Here is a 16577-nt window from a genome sequence, read left to right as displayed (position 1 = left end):
AACCTATTAATTATGTCAGATTTGTTTAAATCAATTTCTGAAAGCGAGCCTGTAGAAAAAGAATCCGTTGTTGACCTCAAAAAAAACAAACTAAAGAGAAAGCTTCTTCAACATCTTTATACTCACGGTAGCTTTACCATAGCTCAATTGACCAAACACTTACACACGAGCGTTCCTTCGGTAACTAGTTTGATTGAAGAGTTAATGAGTGAAAAATGGATCGTAGAAATCGGGCCCGCGGAAGTTCAGTTAGGTCGCAAGCCTGCTTTATATAGACTCAATCCCCACGACAGGTATGTATTGGCGATTGACATGAACACCTATTCAAGTAAAGCCTATTTACTGAACTTACATAATGAGGTAATATTTAGTCAAGCTATCTCGGTTGTTATAGAAAACAAACCCATTATTGAATCCCTTACCCAGGAAATAGTGGCCGTACTTCAAGCTGCTGCCTGTAAAATAACGGACTTAGAAGCTATCAGTATTTCCATGCCAGGATTGATCAATCCTAAAACGGGCATTAATTATACCTATCCTCATCTTTGTTCTAAAGGCAAAAGCCTTCCTTTTGAACTTGAAAAATCACTCCACATTCCTACCTATGTCATTCATGACACCAAAGCTATTACTCTAGGGGAGCACCATTTTGGTCTTGCCCAAAATATACAACACGCGATCACCGTCAATATGGATTGGAATGGTGTAGGTTTTGGTTTATTGGTCAATGGTCAAGTAGTACTCGGCGAATCAGGATTTGCTGGTGAGCTAGCCCACATTCAAGTAAGACCTCAAGGTGAATTATGCTATTGCGGAAAAGTGGGTTGCTTGGATACCGTTACCAAGGCTTCCTATTTAGTCAAGAGAATCAAAGAACTTATCAAAGAAGGGAATGTCTCTTTATTGGCAAATGAAGATTTTGAAAAAATAGACATTGAAATGGTCATTGATGCGTCCAACCGTGGAGATGAATTGGCCATTGATTTATTACAAGACATGGGTCATGAAATGGGGAAAGTGTTGGCAATAGCTGTACACTTATTAAATCCCAAAACCATCATCATCCATGGAGTATTGGCCCATGCAGGCAAGTTCATTAGCAACCCCATTGAACAAGCCATCTACAAATATTGCCTTGCCGATTACAAAGAAAATCTATCTGTAGAAATATCTGAACTGGGTGAAAAGGCCAAGGTACTAGGATTGCAAGCATATGCCATTCACAAGACCTTAGCTGAAAATAATTGAGATCTTTACCTAATTAGAAAATATCTCTCCTAATTCAATACATTCAAAAACTCCAAGATTTGTTTTTTATTGACACTCACCGATTGATTCGCTAGATTGGTCATGACGGTAAATAGATACCATTTACCTTGAGCATTTTGGTAATAGCCCGACAAATTATAGGTATTTCCAAATGAACCAGATTTAGCCCAAGCATTAGATTGTGGATTGGCTAATTTCATTGACTTCAAGGTGCCTGACTTTCCTATTTCTGGTAAGAGGTATTTCCATTGAGATTCACTCACCGTTTCTCGTAAACGACTCAATATCAAAATAATATCTTTAGGTCGAAACAAATTATAACGCGATAAACCTGAACCATCCACCCATTTAATTTCCTTCAAAAACTCAAAACCAGGCTCCTGCAACAAATTGTGAATGATGTTAGCCGTAGGGCCATTCCAGCCTCTTTGAGCGCCCATCAAATAAACCAATTGTTCTCCAATTGTATTGTCGCTGTTATGAAGCAAAGGGACCAATAAACTGTCCAATTTCCCAGCATACACCAATTTCGACTGAAGTGGATCGCGTTTGAGCGTACGGTAATGTACGGGTTTATGTAAAGTATCAGCCAACAATCTGGCGGTCAGTTCTGGCGAAGTTAAGTAAGGAATGGTGATGCTTTTGGGGGCATTTTTGGCATCTGTTGCAGGGAGAAAAAATTGATTACTTAATCTATCTCGTGATGCATCTTTCTCGGAAGTAATCCGAATGCTCGATTGAAAATAGGAAGGATGGGCCTTCCAAGCATTTCCTTGGTTCGTAAATTGAACCAAGTTGCCATACAGCGGCAAGCTAGAAATTTCAGCCGCATAATAATCTTGATAATCATCCCAAGCCCAGCCCGCCCCTTGAGGAAGTGCCAGTTTAGCATCATCTGCATAGACCAAGTTTTTTTGTGAAGCTTGTAAAAAATCTAACATCGCCTTATTCTTTAATTTGACATGTAAGGTAGATGGATCACCCGTTCCCCAAAAATACAAACTATCACCATGCTCTTGATAAGCAAAAGCAGGAATTGAATCTGGCAGTATAGTTTTGGCTAAAAGAAAGGTCAGTAATTTAGCATTGGATGCTGGCATAAAATACTGATCCAGTTGTTGGGAAAATAGCACCTTTCCATTTTGATCCTGAATGAGAATGCCTGTATGTAATTGATTCAGTCCGGATTGTACATATGCTTTTTTGATTTTGGCTGTTTGGCAAGAAGTAAAAAACAGGCAGGTCAAGAAAAGGAATAGGTAGGCAGGACTTTTGATAAACATCGGTTTAAGGCTAAGGTAGTTGGAAAGCTTACACGAAAATTACGTATTTTTAAGCTCATTCTTTTCATCATGTTAATCGCATTTGTTCTTTTTTATTTGGCATTGAACCTGGCAGTAGGCTGGTGGGCGAGTAAAAAAGTACATACCACCCAAGATTTTGTTTTGGCAGGAAGAAATCTCCCCTTCGCCTTAGCTACCATGGTCACCTTTGCTACCTGGTTTGGATCTGAGACCATTTTAGGTGCTCCCCGTGAATTTGTGCATGGAGGTGTATTATCCATCATTGAAGAGCCTTTCGGAGCTGCTTTGGGCTTAGTCATCGTAGGTACAGTCTATGCCCGTAAATTATATCCACTCAAGGTCTTAACGTTTAGTGATTATTTCCGACAAAGGTTTGGCAATTTCTCTGAAAAGCTTTCTGCTATCGTGATGGTACCCTCCTATTTTGGTTGGATATCAGCCCAGTTGGTGGCCTTGGGATTAACCTTGCACTTGCTGTTACCTATCAGTACAGAATGGGGAATTGTCATGGGAGCATTATTAGTCATGACCTATACCTTGCTAGGCGGTATGTGGTCCATTTCCATTACCGACTTTTTACACAACATCATCCTCATTATTGGATTGGCATTTTTAGCATTACTATTGTACCAAAAAACGCCTGACCTAGGAGCCATCATACAACATCAAGAAGCTGATTTTTTCAAATTCACCCCTAAAAAACACGATGCCATATCTTGGCTAAGCTATCTAGCTGCTTGGATTACCATCGGTTTAGGTTCCATTCCCCAACAAGATATATTCCAACGAGTGATGTCGGCCAAATCCGCCCATGTGGCAGGAATAGCTAGTTTTTCGGCAGGAATTATGTATTTGAGTGTCGCCATGCTCCCTTTACTGATTGCCTTTTTAGGGGTGAGCTTATATCCTAGTTTATTGTCGGACGACATGCTCTTGATCCCACACTTGGTCATGAAATTCACACCCACAGGAGTGCAAATTTTATTTTTGGGAGCTTTACTTTCAGCCTTATTGAGCACCACTAGTGGCGCCATTTTAGCTCCTGCATCGGTATTGGGAGAAAACTTGATTAAACCCATGATGAGGAATCCATCAGATCAAAAAGTGCTTCGCATCATCCGCTTATCTGTGGTTTTAGTCACCCTATCTTGCATTTACATGGCCGTTAAGCGACAAAATATATTTGAGCTCGTAGGAGAATCCTCCGCTTTTGGATTGGTTTCCTTGTTCATTCCTCTCAATGCTGGATTATGGTGGAAAAAAGCCAGTTCCATGGGCAGCCACCTGAGCATGATATTGGGTTTAGGAGTTTGGGGCTATTTTCAGTTTGTTGCCCCCTCTGAAATCCCCTCCATTTGGCCAGGACTAGCCGCCAGTTTACTAGGCTTATTACTAGGAACCTATGTTTGGCCTAACTCACCCAAGGTTGTTGAATAGCCCCAAGGTAAATTCCTTTCTTTTGTAGGAAAACCAAATCTTGCAATGCCTCCCCAACGTTTGGATATAAATGAAGGCTAGATAGCTGAGCTATGGGAACCCAACAAACTTCTTGGGCTGTGGTTTCTTGCGCTTGTAGCATAGGAATTCCTGAAATAATTTTACCCTCAAAAAGAATGTGTAAGGCACTTTTTCTTTCCTCTTGACTGGGTATTTCTCCCATCAAGAGCATGCTCCCAACTTCTACTTCAACGGCTAATTCTTCACGACATTCGCGGCGAATGGTTTCGGGGAAAATTTCTCCTGGATCGGGGTTGCCTCCCGGAAAATTATACACCATTCCTGAACCAAATTGGTAGCGCATTAATAACACATGATCATTTTCCATAATCACTATGGCGGGTCTACATCGCATATATTAAAATCAAATAGATAGGGTTTATCTGCTTAAATATAGCCATTTTTTTCAAAGCTCCCGAAAGAATTTTACCTTTGCTACACTAAAAAAAGAATATGAAGCTTGCAGACGTTTGCCGCAGTATGGAACAATGGGCGCCTTTGGCCTGGCAAGAATCCTATGATAATGCTGGATTGCTGGTCGGTGATCCTTTGATGGAGGTAAAAGGGGTATTAATCAGTTTAGATTGTACTGAAGAAGTGATTGAAGAAGCCATCCAAAAAGGCTGTAATGTGATTATTTCACACCATCCCATTGTGTTCAAAAGTCTCAAATCTTTGACAGGGAAAAATTATGTGGAAAGAACCGTCATTAAAGCCATTCAACATTCTGTGGCCTTATATGCTTCTCACACCAATTTAGATCATGCACCCAAAGGAGTTTCCTATCATTTAGCCCAACAATTGGGTGTCCATGGGAAAGTCTTGTTAGCGGCTGAAAATGCATTAAAACAAATTAGTTATTTTGTTCCTATAGCCCAGCAAGAAGCCGTGAGGATCGCGCTTCATGCAGCAGGAACAGGAAATATCGGGGAATATTCTGGATGTAGTTTTAGCTCCGAGGGCATCGGTAGATTTACTCCTTCAGTCGAGGCAAATCCGGTAATAGGCCAACAAGGCATTCCAACCGAAGTCCAAGAAGTAAAAGTGGACATGATTTTCCCTAGTTATTTGGAATCTAGTATCCTTCAAACTTTAAAGAAAGTACATCCCTATGAAGAGGTTGCCTATTACATTCAATCTTTAGGTAATAGCTGGAATGAGGTAGGGGCTGGTTTTATAGGTGAATTAGACGAGGCAATGTCGGGTGAAGATTTTATCCAATATATCAAAAAAACACTAGGACTTTCCGCCATACGACATACTCCTATATTGGATAAAGCCATAAAAAAAGTAGCGGTATGTGGTGGAGCAGGAAGTTTTTTAATTTCGGAGGCCAAACGTCAGGGAGCGGATGCATTCTTGACAGGTGATTTAAAATATCACGAGTTCTTTGATGGGGAAAATAGCTGTATGCTTTGTGATATAGGGCATTATGAATCCGAAGTTTTGATAAAGGATGCCATCCATACTTATTTATCAAATATTTTTAGTAATTTTGCCGTTCTGAAAAGCGAGACCTTGACCAATCCGGTCAGGTATGCATAAGAATAAAGAGAGTTAGACACTTTCAAACGTAACAATAATAATGGCTACAGCTACCGAAACTACGATTGCCCAAAAGTTAGAAGCATTATTAAAGCTTCAGACCATTGATTCAGCCTTAGATAATATCAAGAAAGTTAGAGGTGATTTACCCGAAGAAGTACGTGATTTAGAGGATGAGATTATGGGTTTAGAGACTCGTTTGTCAAAATTCCAACAAGAAATCGCGTCTTTTGAAGAGCAAATTTCTAACTACAAAAATTCTAAAAAGGATTCTGACAAGTTAATTGTGAAGTACAAAGAGCAACAAATGAACGTGCGTAACAACCGTGAATTTGAAGCTATTTCGAAAGAAATTGAACTTCAAGGATTAGAAATGGAGATCGCTGATAAGCGTATCAAGGAGATTGATTTCAAAGTTTTGAATAAAAATGATGAAATCGCTTCCGTAGAATCTACTTTGTTTGAACGCAAAAAGGATTTAGAACAAAAGCAAAAAGAATTAGAGGTTATCATCAACGAAAGTGAAGAAGATGAGCAAAAAGCGATGAAAGATCGCGAAAAGGCTTTGAAACTAGTTGACCCTCGTTTGTTTAAGTCGTACGAGAAATTACGTGACAACGCCCGCAACGGCTTAGCTGTCGTGATGGTGAAGCGTGGTGCTTGTGGTGGATGTTTCAGTTCTGTACCTCCACAAAGACAAACAGACATCAAAGACAAAAAGAAAATCATCGTGTGCGAGCACTGTGGTCGTGTTTTTGCCGGAGTGGAAGACGTTATTCCTCCTCCAGAGAAAGAAAAGAAAAGCCGTAGCAAGGCAGCGGTTGCCGCTCCTGTTGCTGCTCCAGCTGCTGAATAATAAAAAAGTCTCCCGAAAAATTTCGGGAGACTTTTTTTATGAGGATTGATTGGGAGTTATTTCTGTAACATGCCCAACAAAGAAGTCAATTTATCTTTTAGGTCTTTACGATCTACGATAAAATCCAAAAATCCATGCTCCAAAACGAAGTCGGCACTTTGGAATCCTTTCGGTAAATCTTTACCAATCGTTTCACGAATAACACGTGGTCCTGCAAAACCAATTAATGCTCCTGGTTCTGCAATGTTAAAATCACCTAACATGGCAAATGAGGCTGTTACCCCACCTGTTGTTGGATCTGTCAACAAAGAGATATAAGGAATCTTCGCTTCATCCAATAAAGCTAAACGAGCCGAAGTCTTGGCCATTTGCATCAGAGAAAAACCCGCTTCCATCATACGCGCTCCACCAGAACGGGAAATCATCAAGAAAGGCTGCTTGTGCTCCAAGGAGTAATCAATAGCTCTTGCTATCTTCTCTCCCACCACAGAACCCATAGAACCACCAATAAAACTGAAATCCATAGCTGCTACCGTAATAGGTAAGCCATTCATCTCACCATAAGCAGAACGAACCGCATCTTTAAGTCCGGTTTTTAATTCGGTGGCTTTTACTCGATCGGGATAATTTTTGGTATCCACAAAATTCAATGGATCACCTGAACTCATTAAGGCATCTAATTCGGTATATCGAGTTTGATCAAAAAGCAATTCAAAATAATCTTGAGAACCTATTTTCTCATGGTAATTGCAATTGGAACAAGTATAAGCAAATAAACGATGTTCTCTTGTATGGATGGCCTTCTTGCAAGAAGGGCATTGATACCACAAACCATCTGGAGCTTCTCTTTTGAATTCGGTAGGAGTTTGAATTCCCTTATCTTTTCTGGTAAACCAAGACATATATTCTTTTTTCTAAAGGACTGCAAAGATAATTAAAAAGAGGTGGCATGGAAAACTAATTCCCTATTTGATATTTATTTCAACAAAAATACTCGTTTTACCCACTGTTGTTTAGCCGATTTAACCACACATAAATAGGTGCCTGTTGGCCAATTACCCGCCTGTATTTCCTTATCCAACATGGAGCCTCCCACCGTTATATTTTCTTGATATATCACTCTTCCTTGCAGATCAATCATGTTAAGTTCCACCGTTTGACCCATTTGTTCCAAAGGTAATTGCACCCGGAATAAGCCCTGACTAGGATTAGGACGAATAAGTAAGCCATTCGTTTCCGTTCCGTTTTCTACCGCCAAGACCAATTTAGGTGGAGTAACTGCCTGCGCTCCTTGGATATTTAAATTATCAATGGCCCAGCCCCAGCCGTAGGCTCCTACGTCCGAATGCAATCGGAAACGCAACAATACTTTATCTCCTGGGTTAAATTTGCCTGAACCCAAAATATCAATTTCTCTTTTTTGATATAGAGTAGCTGAACCCTTCAAAATAGAATTCCCATTTCTATCTACATTGGTACCAGTCCATCCATTTTGCCATTCAGTAAAATCATTGGAATCCCAGCCATCCCGTAAATTATTCCAAGTTAATCCGCCGTCTTTGGAACCCTGTACAATGACATAATCGTAAAACGAGCGATTGACTGAACCATCTGTACTTAAAAAGGAAGTCCCAGTGGTCTCGGCTGGTTCCACCAAAACGACTTCATCAAAAAAGATTCTGGCGGTATCTGCCCGCACAATAATGGGCTTCAATAAAATGGCATCGTAATTGGTAAACTTATCTGAGCCTCCTGAATTGTCATAAGATTCTTCCGAACCATTGGCATAAGGATGCTCTGTATTTAAGCCTAAGGACGTAAAATTCGCTGGCTGATTGATGGTAAATCCTTTCAAATAGAAATCTGCTGAAGGTTTACTCTCAAAATCCGTTTTATAATTATTCACCGCAGCCATGGAGGTCAAGACCACAAACTCATAATTACCCGTAGCAGGGAAATAAACATAATTAGCAAGCTTTGCCTTGTCTTTAACCACCACCCGATATTTAATGATATCGCCTGCTTTGATCTGGCCAGCCGCAAAGTTAAATGCTCCATTAAAACTAAAAGACTCTGTCGTAGAGCGCGTAAATCCCATTTTTACTACAGCACCAGAACCGATGCTGTATTCCATATAAACTGTATCGATACCTATGTTATCGTTGGCCAGTAAGGTTGGCAAAGTAATTTTAGTCTGATTAGAAAATATGTATTTAAGTGGATTGGAATAGATCGCCACAGGTTTTACGGTATCTTGTCCAATGGTAAACTTATAAAAACTAGAGGTAGTGGTACCCGATATTACAGGCGCTTGCGCAGGTGTAGTGAATTTCTTCCCACTAGCTTCTTCTGCCACCCAATAATAGGCTATGGTTCTTAATTTTGTGTCTTTAGGTAAAGTATAAGAATAAGTGGTCCCCGATAAAGTCAAAGACCGAGATGTGGCATTTTGAATATTTCCATCGGTAGAAAGCATCAATTTCAACGAATTATCTTTTACGAGCGTATCCGAATATACTTTGACGCTGAATACATAATCCTTGTTTACATCTTCTGCGTCTGTAAATAAATCAGCTGTGGGAACAATACTGGATGAATACCATCCAAAATCATTGAATGCAGCGGGCACAATCGTTCCTAGTTCGCGCGTAATTTCACCTTTAGCAATACTGGGTGTCATCAAAGCATTGGGATCCTTAGGGCGGTATTTAGAGGCATCTACGTGGTAGATGGATGAACCTTGTGTGTAGCTGGTGGGGGCGTACAACTTGGCTCTTTCTTTATTATTAACCGCCAATACCTTGGAGGTACTTAGAAATAAATTGCCTGAAGTTAATTGTGCTTTTAGCTCTGGAGAATCATTTTTAAAAGAAAGTGTGTCGGTCAAACTGCTTCCTGCACCATTCACCATAAATTGATCAAAAATTCCGGGATAGATGTAATAGGCTGTCGAATTATCCACCGATACCTGACCAATAAATCCAAGCCCGTGACCAAATTCGTGCAAGACAACCGAATATAAATCGATTTGGTTGATGGTAGGCACGCCATCTAAACCTTTATACCAGTTGGCATAATCCGCATTAAAATTAGCGACTATATCATAATCTGTCCCATTGAGATTTTTATGAGCCATTTTTTCAGCCAGCGCAATCGGATAAAAAGTATTTACTTTAGCTGCACCTGGGAAGTTACGTACATTAGCTGTGGCTCCAGCACTTCCTAACACGTTGGAAGCCAAGTTTCTCCAGCGACATAGTATCTTGACTTCAACATCAGAATTTAAGATGGCAGACCAAGATTCAGCGGCTTTTTCAAAAATAGCTCTTACATCTGCTGGAGGAGGCGTTTCAAAACTTAGGGTAAACTTAGCTGCACTAGCAGAAGTTCTATTTTGGGTACTTTTACTTGCTATGTTCTTCTGTCTTACCCAATCTTGCATCTCTTGGGTATAGCCTTCTGGAAGCTCCCGTTTTATTTTAGTGAATTCAGGGGTATATTCCTCAATCATTTTGCCTGGAACCATTTCCATTTTATGATCTTGGGAATAACTTACATGCCAGCAAGTCAGCACTCCTAATATGAGGTATACAATTTTCTTCATGAGTGGTAATTATCCCTAAATATAAAGATGTTCTGCTAATATATAAATCAAAAAAGTCCCGCAAATGGGGACTTTTTCGATTAACACACAAAATACGTCGATTAATAATTCGGATTTTGTTGAATATTGGAATTAACGCGCAATTCATTGCTTGGTAATGGTAATTGCAAACGATAATCCGTAGCGGCTAAAGTCAAGAAACGAGCAGGAGTACCTGTTCCGTCTGCTTTATCTCCACGGGAAGAACGAGAAATCCCAGCTCCTTTACGCTTCAAATCAAACAAACGATGGCCTTCAAATGCAAATTCTAGACGGCGCTCTAAATCGATAGCTGTTTTTAATGCATTTCCACTTTCTGCAAAATTACCCGCGTCAAAATCAGTATAACGGTTTTTACGAAGATTATTCAAAGCCGTTAAAGCTTCTGCATTTTTACCCAAATTGGCTAAAGATTCTGCTAGGTTCAACCAAACCTCTGCCACACGAATTACTTTAGAATCCGTTACGTTGGCATTTCCTGTTGCTCTTCCAAACCATTTTGCAATGGAATTGTAGGGCTGACCGTTGAAGGTAGTCAAACGAAAGGACGCCGCTGTTCTGACATCATTCGCTTTGAATGACTGTAAGAATAAATGATCAACAACGTACTCATTACGAACGCCTGAAGCAGAGCTTTGACTGTATTCCACACCTGGAGTAATACGGTCTTTATCAACGATTTGCAATTTCAACAAGACCCCTGTATTCACCGCATCTGTCCAAATTCTAGCATAATCAGCTAAACCACCAGGGTTTGAACTTAAAGCCAAAGAACGAGTGGCAGCATCCGCTGATTCTTGCCACTTACCTTCGTATAAATACACGCGAGATAATAAGGCTGCAACCGCCGCTTTATTGAAACGATAGATACCATTGGAAGATCCGATGGCTGCCTCCGCTGCTTTCAAATCAGTCTCAATTTTACTGAAATTGGTTTTGACAGATTCACGACTTGGCTTCAAGGTAGCATCCGTAGACGTTACATAAGGAACACCTAAATCAGTATCTGATGCTTGCGTGTAAGCTTTTCCATACAAACGTACCAAATCAAAATGAGCCATAGCACGGAAGGCCAAAGCCTCTGCCTTGTAATTTTCTTTGGAAGCTCCAGCTGGTAAACGTTCGATGTTTTCCAAAATAGCATTGGCACGACGAATACCTGAATAGGCCGTAGCGAATAATCCCCAAGTTCCATCGGCAGTATAACGCCACTCATGGAAAGAAAGGTTAGATAAACGACCCGTACGAGCTACTATAACATTGTCCGATAAAATATCGGGTAAGCTTATCATGGAACCACCATAGTAAGTGCCTCCCAAAGCTGATCCATACATACCTCTGACTGCATTAGCAAAATCAGAATCTGATTCAAACGCTTGTGCGATGGTTGCTGAGTTATATGGTCCCAGTTCCAATCCTTTTTCACAAGAGCCTAGTCCCACTAGGCAAACACTGCATATCGCTAGAATGAATTTTTTCATTTTCATGTCTCTACTAATTAAAATGTGATATCTAATCCTACATTGACTGTTCTTGTTTGCGGGTAAGAATAAGCTGCAAACAATCCTTGAACAGTACCACCTGTACTTTCCGCTTGGCCAAATCCAACTTCTGGATCTCCTTTAAATTCTGGAGTCCAATAGAACCAGTTTTGTGCTTGTGCATACACACGCACCGACTGCATCTTGGCTTTCTTTACCCAGTTGCTTGGTAAGTTATAAGCCACAGTCACGTTACGTAAACGGATATAATCTCCTTTTTGCAAGAAGCGATCAGAAGAAAAGGATTGATATAATTGACGTGGATCAGGCAAGACATTAACATCTCCTGCTTTTTTCCAATAATTCAAAGCAGCTTCTGCCTGGTTTTGGTATACGTTCTCTCCATCTGATGTCAAGTCTTGCCATCTGTAGTTCATCACATAATGACCTCCTTGATACACCGCATCCGCAGACAAAGTCACTCCTTTGTAAGTTACTGTCGTTCCTAAACCTCCGAAAAACTTGATTTGACGAGATTTGCCGCTTAATATAACGGCATCTCCTGCGCTCCAAGTTTCTGTATTAGATCCATTTTTATCAAGGTAAATAGGCTTACCGTTTTCTTTGTTTACACCTACATAACGGTTTAAATAATACACGTCAATAGGCTCTCCGATTTTCAACTTAGAAACTCCACCTGAACGGTTTAAGTTATCTTCTGTCAACTCCACCACCTTGTTATTGTTGTTCGTAAAGTTGGCTGAGATATCCCAATACAAATCTTTGGTTTGAATAACTTTGTAGTTCAACGTTAACTCAAAACCGCTATTTTCCACGGCTCCAACGTTTTCAGTACGGCTAGAAAAACCTGTAGTAGAAGAAACTGGACGATCAAACAATAAGTTGGACGTTTTCTTTTGGTAGTAATCCACCGAACCGGTTAACTTGTTTTTCAACAAAGCAAAGTCGATCCCGATGTTAGCCGAAGCTGACTTTTCCCAAGTTAAGCTAGAATTAGGCAATTGAGAAGGGAAAGTGGCTGAAGTAGTACCATAACTTGAGTAACGATACAAACCTAGGGAAGTATAGTTACCAATGCGGTCATTACCAGATGTACCATAACTAGCACGCAATTTCAATTGGTTGACGAAAGTCAAGTCTTCCATGAAAGCCTCTTTACTGATTTCCCAACCCGCACTTACTGAACCAAACAATCCATAGCGGTTGTCCACTCCAAAGCGAGAAGAACCATCACGACGAATCGAAGCGTCTAAGAAATAACGTTGGTTGAAATCATATCCAATACGACCAAACAAAGAGAACAATGACCAATCCGTCTTGAAAGAAGTAGCTGATACTGGAGTGGATGCATTGTCTTGTGTGCTAACTTTTCCATTAGGGAAACCTTTGGTTCCAAACGAGAAAGAACGGTAGTTGTCGTTGGTATACTCCACACCCACTAAAGCACGAACATTGTGTTTATCAGCGATGGTGTTATTGTAATTGATGGTATTTGAAAACACATAATTGAATGACTGGTATCCATTATCTGTTTTAGAACCACGTGCTGCCGGGTCACCTACGTATTGATCTAGGATGGAGTTCGGCTTGATGTACGACTCACGGTAATAATCTACCCAAGTTACTCCAGCTTGTGATCTAAACTCAAAGTTTTTCACAGGAGTTAAAGATACATAAGCACTAGAGATACCTGTATTAGTTGTTAGGATTTCAGGGTTGTTTTCCAAAGCTTCTGAAATAGGGAAACCTTGGTGTGTTAAGTTAAAAGTCCCATCAGCTAAACGCTCAGGCTCATAAGGATTGTATGCATAAATAGCAAAAGCTGGATTCTGTGCATTGTAACGGTCACGAATCTCATTCGTTTTGTTGTTAGAGAAATTCACATTGGTACCAATTTTAGCCCAACTGTTTGGTTTGAATTCCACGTTCACACGACCTTGCTTTCTCCATAAATCAGAAGCTAATTTGAAGATACCTTCATTAATCTGATTTTCTAAAGACAAGTTGTAGGTAAATGTGTCGCTTGCTCCACTCACACCTAAACGAGTTACTTGATTCATTCCACGACGCAACAAGGTATTGAACCAATCTGTTTTTTTAGATTCCAAGGTAGCCCACACTTTATCCAATTCGGATTGTGTTACACTAGCTGGACTGGTAATTCCAGCCGCATCTACGTATTCATTGGCATAATCCAAGTCTCTTTCATATTCCAATTTTTGACGCATATTCATCATTTGGAAATTATCAGGAGTCTTTTCATTGATACCATAGGAGGTAGAAAGAGTCACTTTAGCATTACCTTTCTTGCCTTTTTTGGTCGTAACCAAAATAACACCGTTAGCACCACGAGAACCATAAATGGCAGCAGATGAAGCATCCTTTAAAATGGAAATATCTTCAATGTCATTTGGGTTTAATGAACTAAGTACATTGACACTTCCGATAGAACCTTCGCTATTGGCTGTTGGCACACCATCAATTACCACCAATGGTTGAGCTCCAGCTGTCAAGGTTCCTTCCCCACGGATACGTATAAACGCAGGAGCGCCAGGGCGACCATTTTGAGCTGTTACTTGAACACCGGCTGCTTTACCTTGCAATAAATTTTCAAAGCTGGCCACGGGTTTGTTTTCCAAAGCTTTGGAACTAACATTGACCTGAGCACCTGTTAAATTTTGCTTTTTGGCAGTACCGTAACCGATAACGACTACTTCGTCTAGGCTCGACGATTCTGGCACAAGAGATACATTGATGACGGTTTTATTACCCACAGCCACTTCTTGTTTGGCAAAGCCAACAAAGCTGAAGGATAAAACGGCGTTCTTTCCTGGGACGGAAAGGCGGTAACTACCATCACTACCGGTAGTAATACCACGTGAGCTTCCTTTGATAGCAACACTCACACCTGGCAAGCCTGCTCCATCTTCTGAGGAGCTTACTTTTCCAGAAATTACTTGGTCTTGGGCTAGTACTGGAACTATCCAGAACAGCATCAGTCCAAGGCTGAACAATAATTTTCTTTTCATAAGGGATGTTTTTGATGAAATAATAAATTTTAAACAAGAAACAGTAAACAATAACCATTTACTCAAGTAAAGGTTTTGAAAATTAGGAAATATCCTTTTCTTACCAAAGAAAATTTAGATTAATCTAAAATAAACAGTGTATTATTTGGCTTGTAGTAAGCTAAGCAGTCCTTCGAAATTAGGAACTTGAATCTGTGTATGAGATAATTCTGCAGCGGTATGCGAGGTGGTCATGCCCACGACTTGCATGCCGGCCGATAAGCCCGCTTGAATACCTTGAAGGGAATCTTCTACCACCCAGCAGTGGGCATAAGGTACTCCCAATAAATCAGCGGCTTTTAAATAAATTTCTGGATCTGGTTTTCCCTTTGTCACTTCGGCTCCACCTACGATGGCTTGAAAAAAGTGACGGATATCCAAACCATCCACAATGAAATCGATATTACCTTGGCCTGCTGAAGTGGCCAAAGCACAAGGTATTCCTTGCTCTTGTAAACCTTCCAAAAAGGTGATTAAACCTGGCGCGGCAACTCGGTGAGCGCCATAAAACTCTCGGTAAATAGTTTCCTTTTTTTCTTCAAAATGCTCTATTTCCTCACGAGACATAGATCGGCCATATAGCCATTCAAAGGTATCTTTGGAATTCATCCCATTCAGCTCTTGGTAAAACACTTCTCGAGTTAATGGAATACCGTGTTGTTCACAAAATAGTAACCAGGCATCTACATGGTAGGGTAAATTATCTACCACGACTCCGTCCATATCCAATAAAACCGCTGTAATAGGCATCTTTATACTGTTAGTTGTAGGCCGTCATAAGCCAAAAATACATGAGGAGGTAATTCTTTTTGAACTTCGGCATGCAAGCCCATTTGATGGCTAATATGCGTGATATAGGCTCGCTCAGGTTGTACTTTATCAATCACTTCCAAAGCCTCATCCAAGGTAAAATGGGAAATATGGGATGTCTTTTTTAGGGCATTAATGACGAACACCTTGGAACCTTTCACTTTTTCCAATTCCTCATCCGAGATATAATTGGCATCAGTGATGTAGGTAAAATCTCCAAAACGAAAACCTAGCACATCCAACATATAATGTCGAACCAAAATAGGTTGAATCTTGACACCCTGAATTTCAAAGGCGTGTTGGTTGATAGGAAAAGTTTCAATCTCTGGCACTCCGGGGTATTTATTCTCTCCAAAAGCGTAGGCAAATTCTCTCTTCAGCTGATCAATGACATTGACCTGAGCATACAAGGGAATACTGGATTTTTGAACATAATTGAATCCCCGTAAATCATCCATGCCAGCGGTATGATCTTTGTGTTCGTGGGTATAAATGACGGCATCGACATGTTTAATCTGTGCGCGCAGCATTTGCTGGCGAAAGTCGGGGCCTGTATCTATGATAAAACTTTTTCCTTGGGTTTGAATGTGCATGGAAACCCGCAAACGCTGGTCATGCTGATCTGAGGAAGTACATACTTCACAAGAACAGGCAATCATAGGTATCCCTTGGGAGGTACCCGTACCCAAAAATTCTACCGAGATCGGCGACATGCCGTTATTCTGTTAATGCTTTAACTTGAGATACAAGTGCATCAAAATTCAAAGGTTTAGCTAAAAAGTCATTAAATCCTGCTTCTTTGAAATCTTCCATGCTGTAATTTCTAGCATTACCGGTGATAGCAATCATCGGGATGTTGGATTTAGAATCTCCCAAAGCACGTACGGCTCTTGCGCATTCCATTCCATCCATTACGGGCATGTTAATATCCAAAAGAATGATATCGAAATCAGCTTTGGCTAATTCGTCCAATACTTGTTGTCCATTCTTCACTGCATGAATTTCAAAGTTTTGAAACTCCAATATTTTTCTAGCTAAATTTTGAATGACCGAACTATCCTCTGCAATCAATACTTTTTTCAT

The 16577-nt window shown here is 40.4% G+C and carries 13 protein-coding genes; 4 read left to right on the top strand and 9 right to left on the bottom strand.

Features of this window, described 5'->3' with window-relative positions:
* Positions 1-12 precede the first annotated feature (12 nt).
* Positions 13-1248 carry an ROK family protein gene (locus tag G9H65_RS06865; RefSeq protein WP_166374611.1) on the top strand — a complete coding sequence of 412 codons (1236 nt, stop codon included), beginning with the start codon at positions 13-15 and terminating at the stop codon, positions 1246-1248.
* Between the two features lie 29 nt (positions 1249-1277).
* Here the strand turns inward: G9H65_RS06865 and G9H65_RS06860 are convergent, their stop codons facing one another.
* Entirely contained in the window at positions 1278-2552 is a 1275-nt protein-coding gene (locus G9H65_RS06860; RefSeq protein ID WP_166374610.1) for a D-alanyl-D-alanine carboxypeptidase, read from the bottom strand.
* Between the two features lie 69 nt (positions 2553-2621).
* On the opposite strand from G9H65_RS06860, the gene G9H65_RS06855 reads away from it, so the two are divergent.
* The gene (locus tag G9H65_RS06855; RefSeq protein ID WP_166374609.1) at positions 2622-4010 is read left to right on the top strand and encodes a sodium:solute symporter family protein; all 1389 of its coding nucleotides are present in this window, start codon (positions 2622-2624) and stop codon (positions 4008-4010) included.
* Here the strand turns inward: G9H65_RS06855 and G9H65_RS06850 are convergent.
* On the bottom strand, positions 3985-4425 hold the full coding sequence (locus G9H65_RS06850) for an NUDIX domain-containing protein (protein ID WP_166374608.1): 441 nt from the start codon (positions 4423-4425) through the stop codon (positions 3985-3987). The genes G9H65_RS06855 and G9H65_RS06850 overlap by 26 nt on opposite strands.
* 98 nt (positions 4426-4523) lie before the next feature.
* Between G9H65_RS06850 and G9H65_RS06845 the strand changes: the two genes are divergently transcribed.
* A complete protein-coding gene (locus G9H65_RS06845; RefSeq protein WP_166374607.1) occupies positions 4524-5615 on the top strand; it encodes a Nif3-like dinuclear metal center hexameric protein in 1092 nt (363 codons plus the stop codon).
* 40 nt (positions 5616-5655) lie between these two features.
* On the top strand, positions 5656-6471 hold the full coding sequence (locus tag G9H65_RS06840) for a zinc ribbon domain-containing protein (RefSeq protein ID WP_166374606.1): 816 nt from the start codon (positions 5656-5658) through the stop codon (positions 6469-6471).
* 56 nt (positions 6472-6527) lie between these two features.
* Here the strand turns inward: G9H65_RS06840 and accD are convergent, their stop codons facing one another.
* The 7 genes from accD to G9H65_RS06805 all read right to left on the bottom strand — a co-directional run bounded on the left by accD (position 6528) and on the right by G9H65_RS06805 (position 16577).
* Positions 6528-7373, bottom strand: coding sequence for an acetyl-CoA carboxylase, carboxyltransferase subunit beta (accD, locus tag G9H65_RS06835; RefSeq protein ID WP_166374605.1), 846 nt, complete (start codon positions 7371-7373; stop codon positions 6528-6530).
* Positions 7374-7447: 74 nt separating this feature from the next.
* Complete coding sequence (locus G9H65_RS06830; protein WP_166374604.1) at positions 7448-10075, bottom strand: T9SS type A sorting domain-containing protein; 2628 nt, start codon at positions 10073-10075, stop codon at positions 7448-7450.
* Positions 10076-10176: 101 nt separating this feature from the next.
* Positions 10177-11595 carry a RagB/SusD family nutrient uptake outer membrane protein gene (locus G9H65_RS06825; RefSeq protein WP_166374603.1) on the bottom strand — a complete coding sequence of 473 codons (1419 nt, stop codon included), beginning with the start codon at positions 11593-11595 and terminating at the stop codon, positions 10177-10179.
* A 17-nt stretch (positions 11596-11612) separates the two neighbouring features.
* Positions 11613-14645 (bottom strand): SusC/RagA family TonB-linked outer membrane protein, encoded by a 3033-nt coding sequence (locus tag G9H65_RS06820; protein ID WP_166374602.1) that lies wholly within the window; start codon positions 14643-14645, stop codon positions 11613-11615.
* 141 nt (positions 14646-14786) lie between these two features.
* Positions 14787-15434, bottom strand: a complete 648-nt coding sequence (locus G9H65_RS06815; protein ID WP_166374601.1) for an HAD family hydrolase — start codon at positions 15432-15434, stop codon at positions 14787-14789.
* 2 nt (positions 15435-15436) lie between these two features.
* Positions 15437-16198, bottom strand: coding sequence for an MBL fold metallo-hydrolase (locus G9H65_RS06810; RefSeq protein WP_166374801.1), 762 nt, complete (start codon positions 16196-16198; stop codon positions 15437-15439).
* 13 nt (positions 16199-16211) lie between these two features.
* Entirely contained in the window at positions 16212-16577 is a 366-nt protein-coding gene (locus G9H65_RS06805) for a response regulator (RefSeq protein WP_166374600.1), read from the bottom strand.

This window comes from Aquirufa ecclesiirivi (genome assembly GCF_011250515.1).
Lineage (GTDB): Bacteria > Bacteroidota > Bacteroidia > Cytophagales > Spirosomataceae > Aquirufa > Aquirufa ecclesiirivi.
The sequence above is the reverse complement of the archived record's forward strand: the minus strand, read 5'-3'. Positions and strand labels throughout refer to the sequence as shown.

What these genes read in the sequence shown, in the direction of transcription:
- G9H65_RS06865 (WP_166374611.1), top strand. Translation starts at nt 13, where the DNA reads ATGTCAGATTTGTTTAAATCAATTTCTGAAAGCGAGCCTGTAGAAAAA.
- G9H65_RS06815 (WP_166374601.1), bottom strand. Translation starts at nt 15,434, where the DNA reads ATGCCTATTACAGCGGTTTTATTGGATATGGACGGAGTCGTGGTAGAT.
- G9H65_RS06850 (WP_166374608.1), bottom strand. Translation starts at nt 4,425, where the DNA reads ATGCGATGTAGACCCGCCATAGTGATTATGGAAAATGATCATGTGTTA.
- G9H65_RS06825 (WP_166374603.1), bottom strand. Translation starts at nt 11,595, where the DNA reads ATGAAAAAATTCATTCTAGCGATATGCAGTGTTTGCCTAGTGGGACTA.
- G9H65_RS06860 (WP_166374610.1), bottom strand. Translation starts at nt 2,552, where the DNA reads ATGTTTATCAAAAGTCCTGCCTACCTATTCCTTTTCTTGACCTGCCTG.
- G9H65_RS06855 (WP_166374609.1), top strand. Translation starts at nt 2,622, where the DNA reads ATGTTAATCGCATTTGTTCTTTTTTATTTGGCATTGAACCTGGCAGTA.
- G9H65_RS06805 (WP_166374600.1), bottom strand. Translation starts at nt 16,577, where the DNA reads ATGAAAAAAGTATTGATTGCAGAGGATAGTTCGGTCATTCAAAATTTA.
- G9H65_RS06840 (WP_166374606.1), top strand. Translation starts at nt 5,656, where the DNA reads ATGGCTACAGCTACCGAAACTACGATTGCCCAAAAGTTAGAAGCATTA.
- G9H65_RS06820 (WP_166374602.1), bottom strand. Translation starts at nt 14,645, where the DNA reads ATGAAAAGAAAATTATTGTTCAGCCTTGGACTGATGCTGTTCTGGATA.
- G9H65_RS06845 (WP_166374607.1), top strand. Translation starts at nt 4,524, where the DNA reads ATGAAGCTTGCAGACGTTTGCCGCAGTATGGAACAATGGGCGCCTTTG.
- G9H65_RS06830 (WP_166374604.1), bottom strand. Translation starts at nt 10,075, where the DNA reads ATGAAGAAAATTGTATACCTCATATTAGGAGTGCTGACTTGCTGGCAT.
- accD (WP_166374605.1), bottom strand. Translation starts at nt 7,373, where the DNA reads ATGTCTTGGTTTACCAGAAAAGATAAGGGAATTCAAACTCCTACCGAA.